The sequence below is a fragment of the Akkermansia sp. AE01SA01 genome, from assembly GCF_036417395.1.
Lineage (GTDB): Bacteria > Verrucomicrobiota > Verrucomicrobiia > Verrucomicrobiales > Akkermansiaceae > Akkermansia.
On record NZ_CP143890.1, the window covers coordinates 1,754,418 to 1,780,880 of the forward strand.

The following is a 26,463-nucleotide window of genomic DNA, read 5'->3' on the forward strand; positions in this document are numbered from 1 at the left end:
TTTCCAGCGGGCTCAGGCGTCCATGAACATGCCGGAGCCCGCATTTATTCCTTTCCCATGCCCCTGTCCGCCGTCTTCCATACCCATTCCGTACAGGAACAGGTCGCCGCACTCGGTGACGCATTCGCCATCGCCGGGGAATTCCTCCATTGCGACACCATCAACAGCGGGCACATCAACCTGACTTTCCGGGCCGCCTACCGCCGGGAGGACGGTTCCACGGACCGCTACATCTTTCAGCGGGTGAATGACGCCGTGTTCCAATGCCCCAGGGACGTGATGCACAATGTGGAAAAGGTGACCAACCACATCCGGTGGAAAATGCTCCGGGTGCTGAAAACCCCCTTCCGCCAGACGCTGAACCTGTACTCCGCCCGCGGAGGCCGCAAATACCTGAAACTCCAAGGCTCAGGATACTGGCGCTGCTACAACTGCATTGAAAATACCTACACGTGCGACGTAGCGGAACACCCGCGCCAGGCCTATGAAGCCGCCAGGGCCTTCGGGGCTTTTCAGCAGCTTCTGTGCGATATGAATCCGGAGGACATCCATGAAACCATCCCCTTCTTCCACCACACCCGCAAACGGTTCAACCGCCTGATGGAAGCAGCGCGGAAGGATTCCTCCGGCCGTCTGGCCTCCTGCCGGAAGGAACTGGAATTCATCAGGAAACATGAACGGGAAGTGGACCTTCTCCTGAACCTTCAGGAAAAGGGAGAACTCCCGGTCAGAATCGTGCACAACGACACGAAAATCAACAACGTCATGCTGGATACGGAAACGGACCGGGCCGTATGCGTCATTGACCTGGATACGGTCATGCCCGGCAGCATTCTTTACGACTTCGGGGACATGGCACGCACGATGACTTCTCCCGCGGCGGAGGATGAAGAAGACCTGGAAAAGACCTTCATGCGCATGCCCATGTTTGAGGCCGTCGTGAAGGGCTACCTGGAAACCGTCAAAGATTTCATCACTCCCCTGGAGGTTTCCCTGCTCCCCTTTTCCGGCAAACTGATCACGCTGGAAACCGGCATCCGCTTCCTGACGGACTATCTGGAAGGAGACGTTTACTTCAAGACGGAAAAGGACCGGCACAACCTGCACCGGGCGCGCACCCAGCTCGCGCTGGTGAAAAGCATGGAACAGCAAATGCCGGAAATGGAAAAGCTGTGCGCGGACGTTTTCAAGGCGGTCAAGGCCTGATGTTCAACGGCTAGCGGCAGTTCCCGGCTGGCTGATTTTTATGATGGCTTCCCCCTCTGCGGGTTTGCTATACTGCCGCGCATGTTAAAAAATATTTCCCCCCTGATCAGCCCGTCCCTGCTGAAAATTCTTGCGGAAATGGGCCACGGAGATGAAATCGTCTTTTCAGACGCCCACTTCCCCGGCCATACTTTCAACCACACCGTTCTGAGGGCGGACGGCCTGAACGCGGACTCCCTGCTGGGCGCCGTCATTCCCCTTTTTGAACTGGACGCCTACGCCACCCCGGTGATCATGATGGCCCCGGTTCCCGGCGATTCCCTGGACCCCGCCGTAGAAGCCAGATACCGCAAGGCGCTGGGCTACGACGGCGAAATCGAACAAATGGAACGCTACGCATTTTATGAACGCGCCAAAAAAGCCTATGCCGTGGTCATCACCGGGGAAACCGCCAAATACGGCAACATCATTCTGAAAAAAGGCGTGACTCCTGCCGCCTGAAAGCCTTGAGCGCTATTCCCATGCAGTACGATTTTGATGAAATCATCGACCGCCGCGGCACCGGCGCACTGAAATACGAGGCCCTGCTGCCGCGCTGGGGACGGGATGACCTGCTGCCCCTGTGGGTGGCAGACATGGACTTCAAAACACCCCCGTTCATCATGGAGGCCCTGCGCCGCCGCTGTGAACACGAACTGCTGGGCTACACGGTGAAGCCCCCCGCCTTTTTCGAGGCCATCCGGGGCTGGGTGGGCCGCCGCCACGGCTGGCAGGTGGAAACGGACCAGATCGGCTTCGCGCCCGGCATTGTTCCGGGCATTTCCAGCGCCATTCAGTGCTTCACCCGTCCGGGGGACAGGATCATGATCCAGCCTCCGGTTTACCATCCCTTTGCGATGATTATCCGCGAAAACGGGCGGGAAATCGTGAACAATCCGCTGGTACTGGAAAACGGGCGCTACCGGATGGATTTCGAGCATATGCGGGAGGCCGTGCGCGGATGCGGCATGTTCATCCTGTGCAATCCCCACAATCCGGGAGGCCGGGTCTGGAGTCCGGAAGAACTGGAGCAGGTAGCGGAAATTTGCGCGGAAAGCGGAACCCTGGTCATTTCCGATGAAATTCACGCAGACCTCACTCTGCCCGGCCACAGGCACACCGTATTCGCCACCGTTTCGGAAAAAGCCCGAGACAATTCCGTCACATACATGGCGGCCAGCAAGGCGTTTAACGTGCCGGGTCTGGCCAGTTCCTACCTGATCTGCCAGAATCCGGCCCTGTTTGAGAAGTACCAGAATTTTGTGAACGGGCGGGAAATGGCGGAAGGCCACGTTTTTGCGTATGCGGGGCTCATCAGCGCCTATACGGAGCCGGAAGGAGAGGAATGGCTGCGCCAGGCGCTGGACTACATCCAGAAAAACATCCGCTACCTTGACGCGGAATTGCGCAGCCGCATGCCCAGGATCAAGGCCCTTCTTCCGGACGCCTCCTATCTGGTGTTCCTGGACTGCCGGGAATTGAACCTGTCCCGGCAGGAACTGGAGGATTTCTTCGTGAACGGCGCCCGTCTGGCCCTGAACAACGGCGCCATCTTCGGCAAGGAGGGGGAAGGTTTCATGCGCCTGAATGCGGGCTGCCCCCGTTCCGTGCTGGCCCGGGCCCTCAACCAGCTGGAGAAGGCGTACCTGTCACGCGGTTTCTGACCCGCGAACTTGGCTGGCAGTCATTTGCACGGCATTTCCAACCAACCGGAAGTGCCGTGAATTTTCCCGTTTCCGGATTGCAGGGCGCTATCCATCGGAGTCCATGAAAACTCCCCGCAACCGTCCCGGCTTTTTTCGGAAGAATCAGGGATTCCAAGCCTTTTCCGGTCAAATTCCCGACGGAAGGCAGGGCGAAGCCTTCCTTTCCCGGACGACGCCGGAAAATTCCCCGGTTCCTGTCCTCTCCTCTTACCGCACTTCCCTCCTCCGGAAATGCACGAACGCCATTCCGGTAAAACGTGACTTTGCTTGCAAAATGGACGGAAAGGGGTATCTTTTGCCGCATGTACTATATCACCACGGCCATTGATTACACCAACGGACCGCCCCACATCGGGCACGCTTATGAAAAAGTCCTTGCGGACGTTCTTGCGCGCTGGCACCGGATGAAGGGGGAGGAAGTCTATTTTCTGACCGGGGTGGACCAGCACGGCCAGAAAGTACAGCAGACGGCGGAGAAACTGGGCATTACTCCGCAGGAACATGTGGACAACATCACGGCCAGGTTCCTGGCGCTCTGGGAACGGCTGGGCATCAGCTACGACGGCTGGGCCGCCACCACGGACCCGCGCCACAAGGCGTGCGTGCAGAAGATCCTCACCAGCCTGAAGGACAAGGGCCAGCTTTACAAAAAATCCTACAGGGGCTTTTATTCCGTCCGGCAGGAACAGTTCCTTACGGACAAGGAACGGGATGAAGACGGCAATTTCGGCCCGGAATGGGGGGAAGTGGTGGAACTGGAGGAAGAAAACTGGTATTTCCGCCTGGCCGACCAGGCGGAATGGATGAAGCAGTTTGTGGAAAAGAGCGGTTCCTTCGTCCTTCCCGCCTTCCGCAAGGCGGAGGTGCTCAACGCGATCGAACGCTCCTTCGACGCGGACCTCTGCATTTCCCGCCCCAAGGAACGCCTTTCCTGGGGCATTGAATTGCCTTTTGACCCGGATTTCGTCACCTACGTCTGGTTTGACGCCCTGATCAATTACGTTTCCTTCGCCGGCTATCTGGCGGAACCGGGAAGCGGACTGCCGGAATTTTCCAGACTCTGGCCCGCCGATTGCGAGGTGATCGGCAAGGATATCCTGGTGCCCGCCCACGGCGTGTACTGGCCCGCCATGCTGCACGCCATGGGCTTTTCCGACGAGGAAATGCCCACCCTGCTCGTGCACGGCTGGTGGAACATTAATGGGGAGAAGATGTCCAAATCCATTGGCAACGTGGTGGACCCCAACCTGCTGGTGGAGGAATTCGGCCCCGAGCCCGTGCGCTATTACCTGGTGCGCGACATCACCACCGGAAAGGACGCCAATTTTGACGCGGACCGCCTGGTCATGCTGTACAATACGGAGCTGGCCAACGACCTGGGCAACCTGTGCAACCGCTCCATCAACATGACCCGCCGTTATTGTGAGTCCGTCCTTCCCGCACCCGGTGAATATGACGATGACGCTTCCAAGGCCCTGCGCGCGACCATGGACCAGGCGGTGGTCCAGTTTTCCAGATTCATGGACGAGAACATGGTCTCCGACGCGCTGGCGGCCCTGAACGCGCAGGTTTCCGCCTGCAACGCCTATATTGAACAGCAGCAGCCCTGGCAGCTCGCCAAGGACGAGGCCAGCGCTCCGCGGCTGGGCTGCGTGCTGCGCCACCTGCTGGAATGCTGCGCCCAGACGGGCTATCTCATCGGCTGCGTGCTTCCCGGCGCCTCTTCCCGCATTCTGGAGCAACTGAACGCGGATTCCCTGTTCCAGGGACTGACGCCATCCGTGCTCGCCTGGGGGGTTCTTCCCGCAGGCCACCGCATCAACGATCCCGCTCCCGTTTTCCCGCGCATCCTTTCCGAAGAGGAGAAGGCCAAGCTGGCGGAAAAAGCGGCCAAGGCGGCCAAAAAACAAGGCTAGCTCCCGTGAACGCCTCCACGTCCTTCGTCAAGTCCCTGCTGGCCCAGTGCTGCCTGGGCGGCATTTGTGAATGGGTGGTCTGCCCCGGCGCGCGCAACATGGCGCTGCTGCAGGTGCTGGCCGCCGCGGAGGATTTGGTGAAATGGACCCATTTTGACGAACGTTCCGCCGCGTTTTTCGCGCTGGGGCGCATTCAGGACATGGGGCTGCCCGCAGCCGTGGTGACCACGTCCGGTACGGCTGCGGCGGAATTGCTCCCCGCTGTGGTGGAAGCGTACTACCAGCGCAGGCCCCTGCTCCTGCTCACGGCGGACCGTCCGGCGGACTACCGCGGTTCCGCTGCCCCGCAGGCTATCGAACAGGCGGACATGTTCGGCATTTACGCTCCCACGATTGATCTTCAGACGCCGGACGACCTGCCGGAAGATATTCTGGAAGACTGGGATTACGCGTCCCCCCTCCATATCAACGTATGCCTGCCGGACCCGGACCCCGCGTGGAATCCGGGCCATTGCGACCTTTACCCGGCGGAACCGCCGGAAGAGAACGAGTTCCGCGGTTCCCTGTCCGACCTGGCCCAGGCCCTGCGCTTCAAGGCGCGCCGCGGCCTCGTCCTGATGCTCGGCGGCCTGGACCCCACGGAACAGGCCCCCGCCCTGTGGCTGGCCAATGAATTAAAAGCTCCCGTTGTGGCGGACGCCACCTCCGGGCTCCGGGAGGAACTGGAGCATCTGGCCCTGACGGATGCGGACCGGTTGCTGAAACAGAATCCGCCCGCCGTTCTGCTGAGAGTAGGGGACGTTCCCGTGTCCCGCTTCTGGCGGGACCTGGAGGATATTCCTTCCACGGAGGTGTTTTCCATCACCCGCACCGGCTTTTCCGGACTGGCGCGGCCTTCCTCCGTGGTGACGGGGGATCTGGACGCCGTCCTGCGTGCCCTGGGGGATGTGGATTCCGTCGGCGACGTCAACGGCCTGCGCGCCATGAACAAGCGCCACAAGGCTCAAATGGAGGAGCTGCTCATCACCTGCCCGGACAGCGAACAGGCCATGGTGCGCGCCTTTTCCTGCTTTGCCGCGGACGGCGACTGCATTTACCTGGGCAATTCCATGCCCGTACGCTACTGGAACAGCTTCGCCCAGACGGCGGTATCTACGGAAAACGTACGCGCCAACCGGGGAGCCAACGGCATTGACGGCCAGATTTCCACATTCCTGGGCGCTTCCGCCCGGTGCGCCCGCGCCTGGGCTCTTCTAGGGGACCTGACCACCCTGTATGATTCCAATGCGCTGGCCATGCTCCCGCAACTGGATCCCGGAACTCGTGTCCTGGGCGTCATCAACAACGGAGGCGGCGGCATTTTCCGCTCCCTTCCCGGAGGGGACAAACACCCGGAAACCCTGGGAAAATTGCTCATCCAGCCGCACGACCATTCCTTCAAGGCCATTGCGGAACAGTGGGGCATGTGCTACGTATGCATCCGCACGGCGGATGAATTCGACCAGCTTGAGGCGCTTGAAAAAAACGTTGCCATCCTTGTGGAGCTTATTCCAGACCCGTCGCAGACGGAACAGGTACGGAACGCCCTGGCCCAGGGTTAATGAACCGGGCTGCCGGCTTCCGGTGAAGAGGAACCGCCCGTTTTCTGTCTTTCCGCATACGGAGAAAAACGGTAAGATACCTTATCAGGCGCCTTTCTTCGTCATTTCGCGCCTTTTTTCCTTTTCCGCCACGGCCCGGGCATCCATGCGCGGCTGCAAGAACCAGGACTGTTTTTTGTCCAGATTCCCGTTCCGGTACACCAGTAGGGCCGTTCCATGCCCGGAGGCGTCGTAATAAAGGCACCTGACTTCCTTTTTTTCCATGTCTTCCATGATTTTGCGGGAAGGATGGGAGCTTTCCCCTCCCGGGAAATACATGGTGGCTGCGTACACGGCGGCATTTTCCAGAACAGGGTCAGCCACGTCTCCATGCCAGTCCAGGATCCGCCTTGTTTCGTTCTCCTTTTCAGGGGCGGGAATTTCCTCATTTTTCCACCAGAGCAACCGGTCATTCTCCACTTTCCAGGAATGCAGGGTATAATTCGGACTGCCCGCCAGAACCCGGTTGTCATTCCTGAACCTGAACGGCCCATCCGGACGATGGGAAAGAGACCAGTCCGTAAAGTCTCTTCCTGTGGAGAAGGAGAGGTGCCATATTTCCCTCATCCATTTTCCGCAGGGATCAAAGAGGTAGGACATTTCAGAAAGAACCTTGGTTTTTCCCGTCTTCCTGTTTTCGTATTCCCGCATGGAAACCGTCATGAAACCGTGATCCACTGCTACCCAGCCGAATCCCAGCTCCCCGTTTTCCGGCATCCCACTGCCGTCAAAGGAAACCCACGCTACGGAACCGTCCAGATAGACTTTCAGGGCCTTCCATCTCCATTCCTCTTCCACCTCCCACGCGGCGTCAGGCACCATATCCAGGCCGTACCTCGCCGTTTTCAGAATGCACGGGTCCCGGGACAAAAGGCCCGATACGAGATAACGGTCGCAGACATCCCGGAAAGAAGGAAGTTTTTTCCCCACTGGGGCCGGTCCCTCCAGCATCTTTTTCATGGGCAAATGTTCCGCAGGTATCGCTTCCGGAGGAACAAGGGCCTTCGCATAGGCCCCGTGGCACATGCGGCAAAGATCATTCCATGCTGAAAAATTCCATAGAAATCCATTTTCATGTCGCATACATCATGATCCGCTCCTGTTCAAGACATTTAAAAAATCCCGCCTCCCTCATATGCGCCCAAAATTATCCCGTTTCCCTTCTGGTCCGTACCGTAAGGGGAGAATGAAGGAACAGAGAATGAAAGCCTGTCAAAAAACCGGGAGGAACCAGGTGTTCCTCCCGGTTGGGGATATTTTACCGTCAAGAGCCCGAAGGTGCGCCATTCCGGCCTTACAGATAACTGCGCACAACGCCGGAGGCGCGTTCCCTAACGGCAGCAATGCGCTTGCTCAATTCCATTCTGTACGCTTCCATGTCACGGATGGGAGCCTGCGCCACACCGGAGATCATGGCTGCCTGCGCCACGGCCGGGCATTCCCATTCGATGATGCGGGGATCAATGGGCTTGGGAATCACGTAGTCGATGCCGAAGCTGAGGGGTTCTCCGCCGTACATGTCCACCACTTCCTGGGGAACGGGTTCCTTCGCCAGGTCCGCCAGGGCGCGCGCGGCGGCGATTTTCATCTGTTCGTTGATGACGGAGGCGCGCACGTCCAGCGCGGCGCGGAAAATGAAGGGGAAGCAGGAGACGTTGTTCACCTGGTTGGGCCAGTCGGAACGGCCGGAGCCCATGATGCAGTCCGGGCGTGCCTTTTTGGCGTCCTGGTAGGTGATTTCCGGGTCCGGGTTCGCACAGGCGAAGATAATGGGGGAGGGGGCCATCAGCTTCACCATGTCCTGGGTCAGAAGCCCCTTGGTGGAGAGGCCCAGGAAGACGTCCGCCCCGGTCAGGGCTTCTTCCAGCGTGCAGTCTTCCGACTGGGAGAATTGCGCCTTCGTGGCATGCAGGTCAATGCGGCCCGTATGGATCAGCCCCTTGGAGTCGAACATGTAAATATGCTCGCGGCGCACGCCCAGGGTCATATAGAATTTGGCGCAGGAAATGCCCGCGGCGCCGGCCCCGACGACGACGACTTTCAGGTCTTCCAGCTTGCGTCCCGTCAATTCCGCGGCGTTCAGCAGGGCCGCGCCGGAAATCACGGCCGTGCCGTGCTGGTCGTCATGAAACACGGGAATGTTCATTTCTTCGCGCAGGCGTTCCTCCACCATGAAGCATTCCGGTGCCTTGATGTCTTCCAGATTGATCGCGCCGAAGGTAGGTTCCATGGTCTTGATGACCTCGATGAGTTTTTCAGGCTCCTTGATGTTCAGCTCAATGTCAAAAACGTCGATATCCGCGAATACCTTGAATAAAAGTCCCTTGCCTTCCATCACCGGCTTGGCGGCGTCCGGGCCTATGTTGCCCAGGCCGAGTACGGCCGTGCCGTTGGTAATGACACCCACCAGGTTGGAACGGCCGGTGTACAGGGCGCTCTGGGAAGGGTCTTCCTTAATGCGGAGACAGGGTTCGGCAACGCCCGGGGAATAGGCAAGCGTCAAATCCCGTTGTGAAAAGCAGGGCTTGCAGGGCAGCGTCTCCATCTTTCCGGGACGGGGCTGGGAGTGGTACTGCAAGGCGTCTAGTCTGATGTCGGAACTCATGGTTGTAGGGGGAACGGAAAATCGAGCCTTGCTTGCACCACATAATTAGCGTGCATTCAAGCAAATAATCATTTAATCGCGTCACAAGACCCATGTTCGGACGACATTTCTTTTAAATTGAAAGAGGCGCAGAAATATGGTAGTAGTTTTAAGGAATATCAACTGTCTTTGTTCATGGAAACAACTCCTCCCCTTCCCTCAGGATTCAATATCAACGGCTATCTTATCCAGTCGCTGAAGCAGACGGATCCCCTCTGCCACGTTTATTTTGCGGCGGATTCCAGCCATGTCCAATACCTGGTCCGGGAATTCTGCCCGCAGGGCCTGGCCGTGCGCGACCCGGAAAGCGGCAAGCTGCGCTATCCGGAAAGCACCGACATCGAGCAGGAGGTGATTCCGCTCAAAAACGATTTTGAGGCCCAGTTCCGCACCGGAGCCCTGGCGGAAATTCCGGCCCAGGGCACGCTGTATCTGGTTTATGCCATACCCGGCGCCCATCCGGCGGCCGGAACGGCAGAACCCCAGGCCCAGTCCGTTTCCCTCCAGCGCGACCAGCGGGCCCTGGCCACACCGGGTGCGGAAGCACCCGTTTCCCCGGTCGCCATGCCCCAGCCTCGTCAGAAAAAAAATTCCCTGGGAATATGGATTCTGCTGCTGGTCCTGCTGGGAGGAGGCTACGCAGCGTACCACTATTCTACCCACAGCCGCAGTCAAGAAACCGCTCCGGCCCAGGAACCGGCCAAGCTTCACAAAAAGAAGAAGGCCCCCAAGCCGGAAGCCGGGAACAAGGCCGCACAGCCTACCCCGGAAGCGGCAGATCCCTTTGAAGAGGAAACCGCAACCGCGGAAGAACAGCCTCCGCAGGAACCATCCCCCGCTGCCGTCCAACCTGCTGAAGACAAGGCGGACGCGCCCGCAGAGGCAGGAGACGAGGAAACCGTTCCCGAAGCAGTGGCGGAAAAACCTGCAGAAACGGATGACGCCGACGACGCTAAGGAAGCGGCTCCGGTAGAAAAGGAAAAACCGTCTTCCACCACCGCCAGAGTAGCCGCACCTTCCCGCAACGCACATACCGCCGCAACCGCATCCGCAGGCAGGCCCCGCGCAACGGCACACAGGCAAACTACCAATATGGGGGACGTCAACGCGTACATCAAGAAGTATGCCAAGGCGCTTCCCCTGAACCAGTGGAAGAAACAGTACTCCCAGCTTTATACAAGCTGGTTCGGCAACAAGGAAGAGATAGCCGAAGGGTGGATCACTACTTTCGGCCCCCTCGGATTCCGTGCCCGGGGTCTGGATACGTCCTGGCCCAATCCCAATTTCAGGGGAATGTTTCCCAAATCCCTGCTGGACCCCAACGGCGACCCCGTGGCGAACGTGTACGTGGTCACCCAGGTGATCGAAGGCTCCCCCGCTGAAAAATATGTGAACAAGGGGGACGTGATCCTCGGTATCGATGGCCAGCCCTTCAAAACCTCCCTGAGCCTGGATGTTCCCTACGGTCCCTACCAGTTCCAGGATTCCCGCGGCCTGGACATGCACGCCGGCCTGCTGGTGGATAAGGCGGAAGGCGCCGGAAAAATTACCCTGAACCTGATTCCTGCGGAGAACGTGGAAAAAGTCCAGGGCCTCCAGCCCCTTTGGAAGGAAGTGTTCAGGGAGGAAAAGGCGAAGAAGCCCGTCAATCTTTCCATCTCCGTCCAGGGCGGCCAGCAGATCCGGCTGCACGTTGACGACGGCGGCAACGGCATCGGCAGCGACGGTTTCGAATGGTCAGACCTGAGGCTGGAAGGGGCCGGAGGACCCATTCCGTTGACAAAGCTCAGGCCCTTGCAGTACAGCGTGGGCTACGGCGCCGCCAAATACGATCCCGAACGCAAGGTCTGGCTGGCGCACGCCGTCTCCTCTATTGTTTTCGACATCCCCAAAGGCAACTGGAAGCTGAAAGGGACCGGCACCCCCGGAGGGGCCGCAAGCGTAGGGGTCACCGTGTACACGGGAGGGGCCTCCACCCTGCCGGACGCCGTCAAGAAGTACGTGAAGAACGTCACGTTCAGGATTCCCCAGCTGGGGTCCTATGCGCCCGGCTTCCCGAAAAATTGCGCCAAGAGCAAGGCCGTGGTCCACATGATGAGCGAATGGCTCGCCGCCCAGCAGCGCGAGGACGGCTCCTGGGAACGCCCCGGCGGCTACTGCGGCAACCATTACGATACGGCATGGGCCGGTCTGGCCCTGATGGCTACCGGCAATCCCAAGTATGATCCGGTCATCAAGAAGGCCGCTCATTACATCGCCTTTTCCGGCTCCCAGTGCTGGTGGGCGGTTCCCCAGGCTTCCGCGGGCATCTTCCTGTGCGAGTACTGGCTGCGCTACCGGGACAATTCCGTGCTGCCCGCCATCCGTAACGGCGTGCAGCGCATGAAGAACGAAGTGCTTTACGGGGACTTCGTCACCGGGCACGGCATCCATCCCGGCTATGCGGGCACGGGGGTCAGCATCGGCGGCTCCCATATGTGCCTGTTCCTGGCGCTGGCCAGCAAAACCCCGGCCCGGGTGGAAGACGGCGTGCTGGACAAGATGATGGACCGCGCCCAGGAGCTCTGCCCCACGGGGATGGGGCCCTACGGCCGCATGACGGAATCCTTCTCCTTTGAACCCAACCGCAACTGCGGAGGCACCTATTCCGGGCGCCACGGTCCCTATTTCATCGCCTCCCTCATCTGCGGAGGACCGGAATTATACACCAAAAACAGCCGCATCATGTACAGCGAAGGCCCCATCGGCGGCTGCGACCAGGGTCACTCCTCCGAAACGCTGTCCATTATGTGGGCCCTCCCCTCCTATTGGCGCGTCAATCCGGAAGTTTATTACAAGAACATGGAGGCTTTCCGCTGGAAGCTTACCCTGCTGCGCCCGTTTGACGGAGGCATGATGCAGAATCCCAACAGACTGGAGCTGATGACGGCGGATCCCGTGATAGGCACCTATATCCGCACCGGCGTGTGGATCACGGCGCTGTGTGCGGAACGGCAGAACCTGGCCATCACCGGAAAGCCCGAGTTCCAGGCCAAGTCCTTCCGCAAGGTTCCCCCCATTAACGATACGGAATCCCGCTTCCTGAATACCTACATCCGCAACTGGAGCATGGTCAGTGCGGCTCTGGGCTCCAAGGCCCCGGCCTCCCTCAAGTCCGCCATCCGGGACATGAAGAAGATTCCCGTGGAACAGGGCTGCCGCTTCAAGCTCATGGACCTGGTCAATTCCCGGGCCCTCCCCATTTCCAAGGCCATCATGGCCCTTCCCGGCGTGGACCAACTCACCAAGGCCACCTGTGCGGAAATGATCCTGGGCATGGATGTGCGCATTTTCTTTGAACCCAAGCGCAAGGACGACAAACTCCAGCCCGGTGAATATTCCCTGAACCTGGACATCCAGCAGCCCCTGGGCGGCCGTGCCCTGGGCCTGCAACGCAACAAGGAACTGGAAAGCAAGGCCAATGAAGCGTACAAGTACGACTTTGCCGGCACCGTCCAGTTCAGCGACACCACCACCTTTTCCCCGATGGAAACCATCTCCTGGACGCCGGGTACCAAATTCGGAGGCCAATGGAATGTTTACAATTACAGCAAGGAACTCAGCGGCCCCACCCAGCCGGGCGTTCCCAAGATGACGGCCAAAATCAAATGGCGCGTGAACGATCTGGACGTGGAGTATGACCGCCCCATCGCCGTCGGCGGTTTTGAAGTGGGATGTGGGGAGAAAGCGCGCCCCGTCACCAACTGCAACCATTTGTGGGTTCCGGGCATCCTGATCCGCGACCATGGCAACTGGGGCTGTTCCTTCCACCTGCCGGATGGCACTTATATTTCTGCGGCCTCCCAGGGCAACCAGATCGAGGTGTACGACGAAACGGACAAGAAGAACAAAAAGACATGGGTTTCCCCGAACGATTCCTGCCTGACCCAGGGGTCCCGCTGCCTGTTCCGTGTTTCCACGGACTGGCACGGCCTGGAATGCCGCGTACGCGAACTCAAGCTGCTGAGCAAAGGGTCTGAAGAAGTCGCGGATTACAAGCTGAAGGCTTCTACCGGCGGCAGCGTGGACACGGCCAAACTTCTGGACCGCGACGTCACTACCGTGGAAGAGCTGGACATGCCGAACGGGGAAGACAATCCCCTGGTACTGGAGCTTACCCTGAAATCCCCCGCCACCCTGCGGGCGGTGGACCTCAAGCTGGACAAAGGGAATTCCCGCATCATCATTGAAGCCTACAAGAGCGGCAAGTGGATTCCCGTCCATTGGGGTTCCGTAGGTCCGGCTACCGCTGGAGTAAGCGATGCACAGAAGGCCATGTATGCCGATGAGCCGGAAGTTCTGCGCATGCTCCAGGCCCCCGGCAACGGCTTTATCAAGTGCATGAGAACGTTCGACCCGGTCACCACAAACAGGTTGCGTGTCAAATTTTCACAGAAAGGCGGCAAGGTCCGCCTGGCGGAACTGCACGTATACAAGGAGGATGCTCCCAGAACAGCGGTAGCGGCGGCCAAATAAAGGCATCCCGTGACAGACCATCAATTTCAGGGGTCGGCTCGCCATGAGCCCGGCCCCTTCTTTTTTCAAGGACCGGAAGGGAGAAGTCCCCCCGGCATCCGGTCTTCTACTGATCTGCGTTCCCGCAACCAGAAAAAAAACTGCCGTCTTTCCCGGTCAAGAAATTTCCGGAGTCATGCGGAAGCCCCTCTTTTCCGCCCGTGAAAAAACCCGCACGGGAAGAAACGCCTCCGCAGCATTCCGGGAGAAAACAGCCCCGGACCGTCTCCAGGCACAAACGGACACTCATTTCCCGCGAGCGTATCCTGAAACGATTTCCTGAAGGATGGCGGAAATTTTCTCCATGGACTGCACGGGAACATACTCGTATCTTCCATGGAAGTTGTGGCCTCCCGCACACAGATTGGGACAGGGCAACCCCATGAAGGAAAGACGCGCGCCATCCGTGCCTCCGCGCACGGGGATGATTTCCGGCCGCACTCCCACCGCTTCCATGGCCTGGCGGGCGTGGTCCACCAAGTGCATATGCGGAAGAATTTTCCCCCGCATATTGTAATAGGAATCCTCGATTTCCACGATGACGGAGCCCTCCCCGTATTTCCGGTTCAGCAGGGCGGCACAGTCGCGCATGAATTCCTTTTTGCACTCAAATTCCGCGGAGTCGTGATCCCGGATCAGGTATTCCGCCACGGCCTGTTCCACGTCCCCGCGGAACGAGTCCAGATGATAAAATCCTTCGTAGCCTTCCGTACACGCCGGATTCTGGAACGCGGGCAGCATGAACTGGAATTCCATGAGCAGAAGGGAGGCGTTCACCATTCTACCCTTGGCGCTTCCGGGATGAATGCTCTTGCCGTGCGCCGTCACCACGGCGGAAGCGGCATTGAAGTTTTCATATTCGATTTCTCCCAGCCGTCCTCCGTCCACCGTGTAGGCAAAGTCCGCGCCGAAGCGCGCCACGTCGAAGTTGTCCGCGCCACGCCCTATTTCCTCATCCGGGGTGAAGGCAATCCTGATGTCTCCGTGGGGGCGTTCCGGATGCAGCAGGAAGGAGGCGGCCATGTCCATGATTTCCGCAATGCCCGCCTTGTCGTCCGCTCCAAGCAGGGTTTTCCCGTCCGTCACCACCAGGTTCTGGCCTACATATTCCTTCAATTCCGGAAATACGTCCGGTGAAAGCACTACTCCCCGCTCTCCGTCCAGAACAATATCACCCCCGTCATAGGAATGCACGATGGAAGGGTTCACGCCGCTGCCCGGTACTCCGGGAGCCGTATCCACATGCGCCACCCAGCCGATGGCCGGAACCTTTTTCCGGATATTGGAAGGGATGGAAGCGTACACGATGCCGGAAGCTTCATCAAGCTCCGCCTGCGCGCCCATTTCCCGAAGTTCCTCCGCCAGCATTTGGCTCAGAACGGTCTGTCCGGGCGTGGACGGCACGGTTCCAGAGTCCGGGGATGATTGAGTATCCACACCCGCATATCTCAAAAAACGGTCCAAAACAGATATATTCATCAGGAAAATCAAGGATTGCTCAAAGTCTAGCACCCCGTATTCCGAACACAAGCACAAGGACACGGTTTATCCTTGCAGTTCAGTTCTGGTTGAAGTATGTAAACAGAGCTTCTCCCCATGATGACTCCTCTCCCCGTTGGCGTTACCCTTGCTATGGCCTTTTCCTGCGGCGCGCTGCCGCTTATGGCGCAGGAAATCTATGTGCCTGGCTCCATGTCCGCGTCCTCCGGAACGTGGCAAGACCCCTCGGACATGTACGTGGAGGCACTCAGCCTGGTCAACAAGTCCGCCGGACTGGCGGAAAAGCGGGACTATGTGGGGGCCATCCGCCTCACCCAGCAGGCGGAGGAACAACTCGCACGACTGGTCAAATCTCATCCGCAATGGAGACCCAACCTGCTCACACAGCGCCGCCAGATCAACAGGGAAAACCTGGACCGATGGCAAAAACTGGCGCAGCAGCAGGCGGCAGCCCGTCCGGCAGGTCCCGCTCTGACTGTGGAGCACCCTCCCGCCGTTCCTTCCGCGGACCGTCCCAGGCTCAAACCCAACATCACGTTGCCCCCCGGGTACAAAGGCGTGGAATTCCCGGCAACGCCAGGAGCCCTTCCCATCAATCCCATTCCGGGATCGTCCGTATCTCCTGGAACCCCTCCGGTAGTCGTGGAAAGTACTTACGACCGCGTCCTCAATGCCCTGGACAAGTCCAGAATGGAAAACAAGGCCCTGATCGATGCCCTCAAGCGCACCCGCAGGCAACTGGAGAAAGCGTTGTCAGACTTGGCCGTGGCCGCCACGGGAGAGTCCGTTTACCGCGACGAGCTGATCAAGGTCAAGAAACAGATGAATGAAGAAAGGGCCACGAACAACAAGCTTCTTCAGACACTGACCCGGCGCGTGGACGAACTGGAACAGACCGTCGACAGGCTGGGGAAGGAAAGAGCCCAGCATCTGGAACTGATAGCTTCCCTCCGGCAGGAACTTCAGGAATATAAAGATGCCCTGAAGAAAACGACGGACGATAGAGACGCCCTGCAGAATGAACGCAACCAGCTGGCGGCCCTGCTGGAACTGAACAATCCGGACAAGACCAGGAACCTGCTGGACCGCAATATGACCCTGATGGCCCAGCTCAAGGATGCACAAGCCAGAATCGCCGCTCTGGAAACGGCCAATTCCGATTCCGAGGAACAGCGCAAGGCCAATCTGAAAGCTCTGGAAGAAGCCCGAGAAGAATCCGCCGGACTCAAGCAGAAGCTGATTGCCATGAGCGACGAGAACATCGGCTACCGCAAGCGCATCACGGAGATGATGACCAAGCTGATCAACGCGGATGTGGAGCTTTCCAAATTGTCCGAGCATCCGGAAAAAAGCCCCCTGCTTACGGAGGAAGTCAAGCTGATGCGCTCCATCATCGCCAAGCAGAGCCGCATTCTTTCCATCCAGGACCAAAGCCGTTCCCTGCTCATCAGCACTTACATGAGGGAGTTCCAGCAAAACCCGGCCACGGCGGATATTGCAGCCCTGCTGGGCAACAGGGAGATCATCAAGCTGACGCCCGCCGAACAGCAAATCGTCAATACCCTTGCGGCGGACAGCAAGTTAAAACTTTTCCTGACGGACCAGCAGAAGGAAGACATGAACAAGCTGGCCAAGGAACTTTTCTCAGAACGGGAAAAGGCTGCCCAGCTTTCCAAGGAACTGGAACTGGCGCGCAGCAAAATGAAAAATGACGCGTCCAAGAACAGAAAGGCGAACAAGGCTCAGACCCAGGCCCTGGCAAAAGCCAAAGAAGCCGTGGAACAGAAAAACCGCCAGGTGGAGGAACTCAGCAGAAAGCTGGAGTATCTGACGCGCCAGTTCAATGAACAGGCGAAACTGGCCGCTCTTTCAGCCTCCTCCGCTGCGCCGGACCAGCAACAGGTAAACCAAGGCATGAAAACCGCCGTGCGCAAAAAACTGGAGGCGGAGGCCCTGGGCCAGGGAGCTGCGGAAGCCTTTGCCAAAAAACGTTACGTAGCGGCCGAACAGCTCTACCGCACTCTTCTGGATTTGCAGCCCAACCATGTACCCGCCCTGGTGAATCTGGGAACCATCCTGCTCCAGCGCAACAAGGCGGAGGAAGCTATAGAACATCTTAAAAAGGCCACCGAGCTGGATGCCGGCTCCTCCCCTGCATGGTTCATGATGGGAGTGGCCCAGTACCGGGCCGGGCTCGACCAGCAGGCGCTGGCCTCCCTGACGGAGACCGTCAGGCTGAACCCAGCCAACGCTCCGGCCCTGCTTTACCTGGGCAACCTGGAAAGCAGCGCCGGGAATTACGAAAAGGCGGTTGACCATTTTGAAAAAGCGCTGAAGATCCATCCGGAATCCTCCGAAGCCCATTTCAACCTCGCATGGACCTATTCCCGGCTGGGACGCACAGCGCAGGCCCGCAAGAGTTACGATGCCGCCATCCGCTGCGGAGGATTGCCGGATTCCGACCTGGAACTGGCCATCACCGGCACCAGCACACTGCCGCGCCGCAAGCAGGCAGAGAAGGAAGCCGCACCGGCTCCGGACGTTCCCGACACCCACATGGCCGTTGCGGTGAGCGACCCGAAAGCCATTCCTCACGAAGCCGGGGAAGTTCCCGCCAGCATTGCGGAAGATCCGAACGCCCAGGAACGCCCCGCTCCGGCATCCCGGCACATCGCCGTGAGCCTCCGTACGGAACCGGAACCCGCTTCCCTGGCCTCCCAGGTGAAGGAGGCAGGCCCCACGCACACTGCCGCCAACCAGCAGGCGGAGACCGCGCCCGCCAAGGAACAGGCACAGGCGGAAGCCGCGGAAAAACCGCGCAGAAGAAGCCGTTTCCGCATCGGTTCCTGATCCCATTTTTCATTCCCGAATCCCGTTATGCATCAAGTTTCCATTCTCGGCCTGGGAATCATCGGCTCGCGCATTGCCCGGCACATGATCTCCCTGGGTGACGACGTGACCGTCTGGAACCGCACGCCCCGTGAAGGTTACCCCCGCGTGGCCGCAAGCCCGGCGGACGCCGTCCGCGCTTCCAGAATTATCCAGATCTACCTTAAGGACAGAAACGCCTGCCTGGAGGTGTTTGAACAGATGAGGGGAGCCCTCACCCCGGAACACGTGATCCTGAACCATTCCACGATCGACCTTGCCACGGTGGACAAGCTTTCCCTGATGTGCTCCGGAATCGGTTGCACTTATGTGGACTGCCCGTTCACCGGTTCCCGCATGCCCGCGGAAAAGGGGGAACTGGTTTATTACGCGGGGACGGATTCCTCCACGCTGGACCGCATGCGTCCCGTTCTGGAACATAGCTCGAAGGATATTCTCCATGCGGGCGGCGTGGGCGCCGGCACCGTCGTGAAGCTGATCACCAACATGATTTCCGCCACGATGGTCCAGAGCCTCAGCGAAGCCCTGGCCATCACCCAGGCCTACGGCATTTCCCCGCAACTGCTGGGGCAGGCCATTTCCCGGAACGTCATCGCCTCCCCGCTGGCGGCGTTCAAGCTTCCCCTGATGGCGGAACGCGATTTTTCCACCCACTTTTCCCTGGACAATATGCGGAAAGACAGCGTTTACGCCCAGGAACTGGCAGCGGAAAAAGGCATCCAGCCTCCCGTAGCGGCGCTCGTCTCTTCCATCATGGACCGCCTGTGCCGCGAAGGTCATGCGGAAGAGGATTTCGGCTGCCTGGCGGAACAATTTGATTAACCCGATCCCGACCGATGATTTCCGGAGGAACATGCACCAGCTTTCTTCTGCCCCTCCTGCTCCTTGTTCCCTGCGTTTGCGGACAGGAGGCGGAACGGGGAGAAAGCGCGCCGCCTGCCGCCGCGCATGAAGAAACAGTTCCCTTGCCCGTTCCGGACACGGACCATCTGGACGATTCCTCCGACCGCCCCGTCCTGCAGGGCCGGTCCAACGTTGCGCCCGTTGCCCAACCCGTTTCCGCTCCTGCGGCTCCGTCCGGAGAAGCGGCAGCCCCGCCCGCGGCGGCTCCCGCCACGGAAGCCCCGGTACGGCGGCAGCCCTTCACCAGCATTTCCTCTTCCAAGCAGTTCCACGTGATCGGACAGGACGCCCTGCTGGCCGGGGCAATCGCCTCCCGCGCAGATTCCATGCGTACGACGCTCCTGAAAATCCTCAAGCAGCCGGACGAATGGAAAAACCGGATCATCATCCGCCTGATGGGGGAGCCGGGCACCCCGGTCCCGCCCAATCCCATCCGCATGCAGACCACGATTCTGGGGGACGCCATCACGTACAATATTTACATCCACCTGGGTCGCGGCATCAACCAGGACAGGCTCCGGCACGCGGTCATTTCCACCCTGCTTTATGAAATGATGCTGCGGAATGTCGATCCGGAGGGGCTTCCGGAACAGGTCAGCCTTCCCCCCTGGCTTATCACCGGACTGGAACAGGCAGTTCTGTGGCACACCAATGAAGCGGACCGCGCGCTGTATTCCACCCTGTTCCAGCAGGATGGCATCATGAGCCCGGAAGATATCCTGAAAAGCCGGGAACCGGAGAAGGAGCTGGACGCTACTTCCTACGCCGCCTACCAGACTTCCTGCGGTGCCCTGATGCTTTGTCTGCTAAACCAGAAAAACGGACCGGAAGGGATGAAACATCTGCTGGACCAGGCGATTCTGGGGGGGGATGATCCCAAAAACCTCATCAAGCGCCACTTTCCCCAGCTCAATCTGACGCCTTCCTCCCTGCATAAATGGTGGACGCTCCAGCTTTCCCGCATGGCTACCCCCCCCGTGACGGAAACCCTCACGATCATGGAGACGGAAAGGCACCTGCAGGAAGCCCTTACGCTGGTCAAGTATGATCCGGACACGCGTACCACCACCACTTTCCCCGTGGACAATCTGGAAGAGGCCGCCTCCCTGCCCGACCTGAAGAGGCAGCTTTCCAACATATCCGGCAGCCTGTTCAACCTCAGCAGGCGTTCCTTTCCCTCCTACCGCCCCATTATCGTGGAATACGCCAAACTCGTCGCCCTGATGCAGACGGACAAACTGGACCGCAGGAAAGCCGCACCGAAAATCAGCCAGCTCCGGGAAATACGGGAACTTTCCATGAAAACGGCCCGGCGCGTACGGGATTATATGGACTGGTATGAAATCAACACCCGGACCGGTTCCGGAAAAACGTTTGATTCCTATGCGGCAACCATGAAAATGATCCGGGAACAAGAGGCTCCGGCCAACACGCCCATTGCCAGGTACCTGGACGATATTGAAAAATTGTACACGCTTCCGGCAAAGGCTCCCGTTCCCCCGCTGTACGGAAAGGACTGATCCCGGAAATGCGGGATTTCCGCACAGACGGCCCGGTCCTGCGGCCCCGGCGATGTGCCGCAGAAGCAACCGCTCCGGGATTTACCGGCTTTTACGGAAGGCGCCCGGACTTTCATCTTTTTTTGCGAAGGCCTGTCAGGTATTCGTGTCAGCATGCCCCCCGCGTTATGACAATTCCGGGTACGGCCTTGTCTGACTGTCATATGAAACATGTATTGCTTCCTCCTTTTTTTGCCGCCGCCGCCCTTGTTTCCTGTGATCCCGTCCTGGCCCAGCAGGTTCCCCAGCCGGCCCCGGAGGCCGTTTATCTGAACACGGAACGCGGCCTGCGGGTCAAGCCGCTGGAAGGCAGAGAAATAAGCCCCAGCCTGATCAAGGGACAGAGGCCGGAGGAACAGATCACCAAACGCACGCCCGGCGTGCCTACCAAGCCGAGCATTCTTCTTCAGCACCTTTCCCGCCCATCCAAGCCCGGCATTGAGTTTTTTGCCTCCAAGCCCCTCAAGATGATGCCGTATCTGGACAGTTCCTACGTCTTCGGCAATACCTGCGTGGAACCGAATGCCTGGATCCGCGAGGACATGATTTCCACCGGAGCACAAAAGCTCAAGACGGCCCTGTCCAAATACGGCATCACCTATTCCGCCCAGTTCGGCTTCAACTACACGGGCCTGACGGGCGGCGGCCTGAACGGGAAAACGGATTTCCCCTCTTATAACGGTTCTCTTCTGACCAATATCACCATTTTCCGCAACAACTCCACGGGCAGCGGCCTGTACCTGGCCTCCGAGTTCGACTTTGGCAACGGCTTTGACTTCAATGAAGGGAACAAGGGCCCCGCCACCACCTTGGGTTCCCTCCAGAACCCCACCAGCTCCTTCCAGGGGCCGGACCCGCACCTCAGCAACCTGAGCCTGGCGTGGGTGGGCGCAGGCGGCAAGCTCCTGCTGATGGCGGGCCAGCTGGACACTACCAATTACATGGACCACAATGCGTATGCCAATTCCCACAACAATAACCTGACCAACAGCGTTTTCGGCAACAATCCCATGCTTCCGCTCACGGACAACTCCCTGGGGTTCCATTTTGCGTGGCAACCCACGTCCTCCTTTTATGTGATGGGCGCCACAGCCGCCAACAACATGACCGCCAACCACAATCCGTTCAAGAACCTGAACTCTGACAACTGGACGAACGTGCTTGAATTCGGCTACGTGGCGGAGGATTTCTGCGGGTGGGGACCGGGCGTGTACCGCCTCCAGCCCTTCTTCGCCACCAGCGACAGTGAAAACGGAGGCGGCGTAGGCGTCAACTTCCAGCAGCAGCTCGGCCGCCACAGTCATCTGGGCTGGTTCTTCCGCGGCGGCTGGGCCAGCGACAACGCAGCTGCGTTGACCGGTGTGCGATGTGCGGCCACCACAGGGCTGGTGCTCCTTTCCCCCTTTTACGGGAAGGGTGCCTCCAATGACGGCTACCTGGGCCTGGGATTCCTCTGGCAGCAGGGAGCCAGGAAGAACGGCCCGTACGTGAACAAGAATGAATATGGCATTGAACTGACATACGTGATGCAGGTAACGCCTACCATGACGCTTCAGCCTGACATTCAGCTCGTGAAAAATCCCGTCAACGGGCGCCGGGGGCAGACTGCCGTGGTTTTCCAGATTCAGAACGTGTGGTCCTGGTAAGTGACCGTGCGGGAAATATTGGAAAATATTGATCGCATTTACTGGAAATAGTGTCTAAATGGAAACATATTTACCCGGACCACGCACATGAAGCGCACTGAGCTATCTTCCCTGAAGGAGGCGGAGCAGGCCTCCCTGAACCATGAGATTTTAACCACATGGCGCCCCGGGGAAACCCTGGGGGAACATATGGAGCGCCGCGGCGTCAGCCGACGCGAATTCAACAAATGGTGCCTGAAAATGATTGCCCTGATGGGCGTCGCCACCGTGACGGGGGGTGTCTCCAACGCCCAGGAAATTGCGGACAAGATGGCGAATCTCAAACGGCCCGTGGTCATCTGGCTCCAGCTTCAGGAATGCACCGGGTGCCTGGAAAGCACCATCCGCAGCTATAATGAGGAGATCGGGGACATGGTGCTTTCCGCCGTGTCCATGCCGTATGTGGAACTGCTCATGGCCCCCTCCGGGGAGGCCGCCAACCAGGCCCTGGAAGAGGCGATCAAGGAACCCCACATCCTTGTCATCAACGGGTCCGTCCCGGTCAACGACGGCGGGGTGTACTGCACCGTGGCCGGAGATACGGTGGAGCACATGCTGCGCCATTGCGCGGAAAACGCCTCCTACATCCTAGCCGTGGGATCCTGCGCCTACTTCGGCTCCATCCAGGCCGCCCGACCCAACCCTACCGGGGCTGTAGGCATCCGGGACATCCTGACAGACCGCACGGTCATCAACGTACCGGGCTGCCCTCCCATCGGGGACGTGATCACGGCCGTGATCATGTACATCCTCACCTTTGACCGCGCACCGGAGTGCGACCTGGAAACGCGCCCCCTGATGGCGTACGGCACGCGCATCCACAACAACTGCCCGCGCCGGGCTCACTTTGACGCCGGCCAGTTCGTCAACGTGTTTGACGATGAGAACGCGCGGGAATGCTTCTGCCTGTATAAGGTGGGCTGCAAGGGGCCGGACACCTTCTCCCCCTGCCCCATCGTCAAATGGAACGGCGGCGTTAGCTTCCCCATCCAGTCCGGCCACCCGTGCATCGGATGCACGGAGCTGTATTTCTTTGACCGCATGACTCCCTTCTACAAAACGCTGCCCAACGTGAACGGCTTCGGCGTGGAAGCCTCCGCCAACGTGATCGGCGCCGTGGGCGTGGCCGCGGCGGGCACGGCCATCGCCGCCCATGCGGTGGGGTCCGCCATTCATTACCGGCAGCAGCACATGAAGGAGGAGGCGAACGTCTCCCTGCCCGCCTTTGGGGACGAGCCCGGCTCCCCCGACAAGGAAACTGAAGAATAAGAAGCCTTTTACACCAGATTACCATGAGCAATTATACATCAGCGGCCGTTCCGGAATCCAGCCGCGTGGTCATCGACCCCGTGACACGCATTGAAGGCCACCTGCGGGTGGAGATGGAGGCCGGGGACGGCGTGATCAAAAACGCCTGGACGTCCACCACGCAGTACCGCGGCATTGAAGTGATCGCCTGCAAGCGTGACCCGCGGGACGTGTGGGCCTTTGTGGAACGCATCTGCGGCGTCTGTACGGGCACCCACGCCATTGCCGCCCTGGCCGCGGTGGAAGACGCCCTGCAATACCCCGTGCCCATCCAGGCCAAACTTATGCGGGACCTGGTCAGCGGCGCTCTGGGCATTCAGGACCACGTAATTCATTTCTACCAGCTTCAGGCCATGGACTGGGTGGACGTGGTTTCCGCCCTGAAGGCGGACCCGAATGAAACCGCCGCCATTGCCAAGTCCCTTTCCGACTGGCCCCTTTCCTCCGCTACGTACTTTGCCGGAGTGCAGAAGAAACTGAAGGATTCCATCGCCCACGGACAGTATTCCATTTTTACGAACGGGTACTGGGGCCACCCCGCCTACAAGCTGCCGCCGGCGGTGAACCTGCTGGGCGTGGCGCATTACCTCCAGGCCCTCGTCTGGCAGCGGGACATGATCAAGATCCACACCATCCTGGGCGGCAAGAACCCGCACCCCAATTTCCTGGTGGGCGGCATGGCCTGCGCCATCAACATGAACAACGACCAGGCCATCAACCAGTTTTCTCTGAGCTACCTGAAACAGCTCGTAGATACCTGCCACGATTTCATCCACAAGGTATACTACCCGGACATCGTGGCCATTGCCGGTTTTTACAAGGATTACGCCCACATCGGCGCGTCCAACCCCAACCTGTTCTGCACTGGAGACCCGTCTGAAATCAATACCGGTGCCCCTGCCGGAAAAGGCATGATCAAGCCGGGCGTCCTGCTGAACGGGGATTACAAGAACGTCCTTCCCTTTGACCAGGACAAGATCAAGGAATTCGTCACCAGCGCGTGGTACAAGTACACGGAAGGGCGGGATGCGGGACTGGCCCCGTACGACGGCCAGACGGACGCGGATTACAACGGTCCCAGGCCGCCCTATAAATGGCTTTCCGACCGCCCCCAGTACACTTGGGTGAAAGCTCCGCGCTACGACGGCCACGCCATGGCCGTGGGACCGAACGCCCGCATGATGATCGGCTACGCCCAGGGCGTTCCCGCCATCGTGGAACGGGTGGACGCCGCCTGCGACAAGCTGGGATTGCCGCGCGACAACGCCTTCATGAATTCCACGCTGGGCCGCGTGTACGGCCGCGCCCTGGACGCCATGATCAATGTGGATATGATGGTGAATCAGCTCCAGGAAATGACAAACCGCATCAAGAACGGGGAAACCGCCACCTTCAACCCGGAGAAATGGGAGCCCGAGACATGGCCCTCCTCCTGCAAGGGGGTGGGCTGGGTGGAAGCCCCCCGCGGCAGCCTCAGCCACTGGGTAAGGATTGAAAACGGCCAGACGGTGAATTACCAGGCCGTGGTTCCCAGCACCTGGAACAGTTCCGGACGGGACGCGGAAGGCCAGATGGGGCCGTACGAGTATTCCCTGGCCCATACCGGAACGCATCCGCTGGTGGACCCGTCCCGCCCCGTGGAGCCCCTGCGCACCATTCACAGCTATGATCCGTGCCAATCCTGCGCCGTCCATCTGTTTGACGAAGAGGGAGAGGCCATTCTGACCAGACAGGACCCGTGAAAACGACCCTCATCAATGAAGACCTCACCCTGGTGGTGGAGGATGCCATTCCGGCCAGTACCGTTTACTCTCCGGAAGAAATCCTGGCGCTGGCCGTGTGCGCCTCCGCCAACGGGAGCACGGACCCGGGGGACCTGGCCCTGCTGCACGCGGCACGGGAACGCGGCATCCAGCTGAATTACGCCCAGCAGGCGGATTCCTGGGAGGCCCCGTCCGGAGAACGCCATTACAGCACCGCCATCCTGAAAGCCGCGGACAAGGAAGACGCCGTCCCCTTCATGGTGGCCCGCGGCAACCTGAACGCCCTGGAAAAACTGTGCGAGGTCAGCAATCTGGAAAAGGAACGCATGAACAAGGCTTTTGAAGCCTATGATCCGTCCGGCTTCCAGCCCGTGGGGATTGCCGTGCATCGCTCCGGCGCCCCGTGGCGCCTGCTGGGCGTGGTGCCCATGCACGCCATGCGGGACGTGCGCCATCTTTCCAAGGCCAAGGCCAATTTCCGCTACTTCCACGTCTGGGACTGGCCGCTGCGGGTGCTGCACTGGACATGGGTGTTCTGCATCATCGGCCTGGCTGCTACGGGCATCTGCATCGCGGAAGGCTGGTTCCTGAAAATGGGGGACCTGCACGGAGCCTTCCAGTTCGGCACGCTCCGCTTCGTCCATTACGCCCTGGGCTGGACGCTGGTGGTGGTGATGATGCTCCGCTTTTCCTGCTTTTTCATGGCCTCCAACAAGTACCAGAGCTTCCGGGCGCTGTTCCCCGTCTCCAGACAACAGTGGAAGGACCTGTACACCACGGCGGTGGACTACGTTTTTGCGCGGAGCTACGACGGTCCGCGCTACATAGGCCACAACCCCCTCCAGCAGTGGACGTATACGGGCGTATACGTCCTGTTCACCACCATGATCGTTACCGGGCTGGCACTGTACGCGCTGTACGAGCCGCGCCACTGGTTTTACCACTGGTTCATGCCGCTGAACGACCTGATCGGGGTCCCGTACGTGCGCCTGATCCACCTGATCGGCATGTGGTGCTTCATCATCTTTGCCATGATCCACGTGTACCTTTCCATTCTTTCCGGAAACGTGGACCGGGACGGCACCATCTCCTCCATGTTCAGCGGCGGCCGCTGGCTGCGCAAGGGAGTGAAGTTCAGGGATGAATAATAC

The 26,463-nt window shown here is 59.5% G+C and carries 16 protein-coding genes; 13 read left to right on the forward strand and 3 right to left on the reverse strand.

Annotated elements, in window-relative coordinates:
* Positions 1–57: 57 nt before the first annotated feature.
* From V3C19_RS07105 to menD, 5 genes are all read left to right on the forward strand, one after another.
* Positions 58–1,206 (forward strand): aminoglycoside phosphotransferase family protein, encoded by a 1,149-nt coding sequence (locus V3C19_RS07105; protein ID WP_295934816.1) that lies wholly within the window; start codon positions 58–60, stop codon positions 1,204–1,206.
* Between the two features lie 81 nt (positions 1,207–1,287).
* Complete coding sequence (fucU, locus tag V3C19_RS07110) at positions 1,288–1,707, forward strand: L-fucose mutarotase (RefSeq protein ID WP_130084615.1); 420 nt, start codon at positions 1,288–1,290, stop codon at positions 1,705–1,707.
* Between the two features lie 20 nt (positions 1,708–1,727).
* Entirely contained in the window at positions 1,728–2,909 is a 1,182-nt protein-coding gene (locus V3C19_RS07115; protein ID WP_295934814.1) for a MalY/PatB family protein, read from the forward strand.
* A gap of 344 nt (positions 2,910–3,253) precedes the next feature.
* The gene (locus tag V3C19_RS07120; RefSeq protein WP_238623860.1) at positions 3,254–4,867 is read left to right on the forward strand and encodes a class I tRNA ligase family protein; all 1,614 of its coding nucleotides are present in this window, start codon (positions 3,254–3,256) and stop codon (positions 4,865–4,867) included.
* Positions 4,868–4,872: 5 nt separating this feature from the next.
* Complete coding sequence (gene menD / locus V3C19_RS07125; protein ID WP_295934813.1) at positions 4,873–6,468, forward strand: 2-succinyl-5-enolpyruvyl-6-hydroxy-3-cyclohexene-1-carboxylic-acid synthase; 1,596 nt, start codon at positions 4,873–4,875, stop codon at positions 6,466–6,468.
* An 84-nt stretch (positions 6,469–6,552) separates the two neighbouring features.
* Here the strand turns inward: menD and V3C19_RS07130 are convergent, their stop codons facing one another.
* Together V3C19_RS07130 and V3C19_RS07135 are read right to left on the reverse strand one after the other, a co-directional pair.
* A complete protein-coding gene (locus tag V3C19_RS07130) occupies positions 6,553–7,467 on the reverse strand; it encodes a hypothetical protein (protein ID WP_295934811.1) in 915 nt (304 codons plus the stop codon).
* Positions 7,468–7,801: 334 nt separating this feature from the next.
* Positions 7,802–9,112: a malic enzyme-like NAD(P)-binding protein gene (locus V3C19_RS07135; protein ID WP_130084621.1), complete on the reverse strand. Its 1,311-nt coding sequence runs from the start codon at positions 9,110–9,112 to the stop codon at positions 7,802–7,804.
* Positions 9,113–9,286: 174 nt separating this feature from the next.
* Here V3C19_RS07135 and V3C19_RS07140 point away from each other — a divergent pair, with 174 nt between their 5' ends.
* Positions 9,287–13,666, forward strand: coding sequence for a DUF6288 domain-containing protein (locus tag V3C19_RS07140; protein WP_295934810.1), 4,380 nt, complete (start codon positions 9,287–9,289; stop codon positions 13,664–13,666).
* 285 nt (positions 13,667–13,951) lie between these two features.
* Here the strand turns inward: V3C19_RS07140 and pepT are convergent, their stop codons facing one another.
* On the reverse strand, positions 13,952–15,184 hold the full coding sequence (pepT, locus tag V3C19_RS07145) for a peptidase T (protein WP_295934809.1): 1,233 nt from the start codon (positions 15,182–15,184) through the stop codon (positions 13,952–13,954).
* 117 nt (positions 15,185–15,301) lie between these two features.
* Between pepT and V3C19_RS07150 the strand changes: the two genes are divergently transcribed.
* From V3C19_RS07150 to V3C19_RS07180, 7 genes are all read left to right on the forward strand, one after another.
* Positions 15,302–18,055, forward strand: coding sequence for a tetratricopeptide repeat protein (locus V3C19_RS07150; protein ID WP_295934807.1), 2,754 nt, complete (start codon positions 15,302–15,304; stop codon positions 18,053–18,055).
* A 27-nt stretch (positions 18,056–18,082) separates the two neighbouring features.
* Entirely contained in the window at positions 18,083–18,916 is an 834-nt protein-coding gene (locus V3C19_RS07155) for an NAD(P)-dependent oxidoreductase (protein WP_130084625.1), read from the forward strand.
* A 14-nt stretch (positions 18,917–18,930) separates the two neighbouring features.
* Complete coding sequence (locus tag V3C19_RS07160; protein WP_295934805.1) at positions 18,931–20,517, forward strand: hypothetical protein; 1,587 nt, start codon at positions 18,931–18,933, stop codon at positions 20,515–20,517.
* Positions 20,518–20,720: 203 nt separating this feature from the next.
* Positions 20,721–22,202 (forward strand): carbohydrate porin, encoded by a 1,482-nt coding sequence (locus V3C19_RS07165; RefSeq protein ID WP_161981413.1) that lies wholly within the window; start codon positions 20,721–20,723, stop codon positions 22,200–22,202.
* Positions 22,203–22,289: 87 nt separating this feature from the next.
* Positions 22,290–23,510, forward strand: coding sequence for a hydrogenase small subunit (locus tag V3C19_RS07170; RefSeq protein WP_295934803.1), 1,221 nt, complete (start codon positions 22,290–22,292; stop codon positions 23,508–23,510).
* Between the two features lie 23 nt (positions 23,511–23,533).
* Entirely contained in the window at positions 23,534–25,291 is a 1,758-nt protein-coding gene (locus tag V3C19_RS07175; RefSeq protein ID WP_295934801.1) for a nickel-dependent hydrogenase large subunit, read from the forward strand.
* Positions 25,288–26,460, forward strand: a complete 1,173-nt coding sequence (locus tag V3C19_RS07180; protein ID WP_295934799.1) for a cytochrome b/b6 domain-containing protein — start codon at positions 25,288–25,290, stop codon at positions 26,458–26,460. Before V3C19_RS07175 ends, V3C19_RS07180 begins: the two co-directional genes overlap by 4 nt.
* The last annotated feature ends 3 nt before the right edge of the window (positions 26,461–26,463 follow it).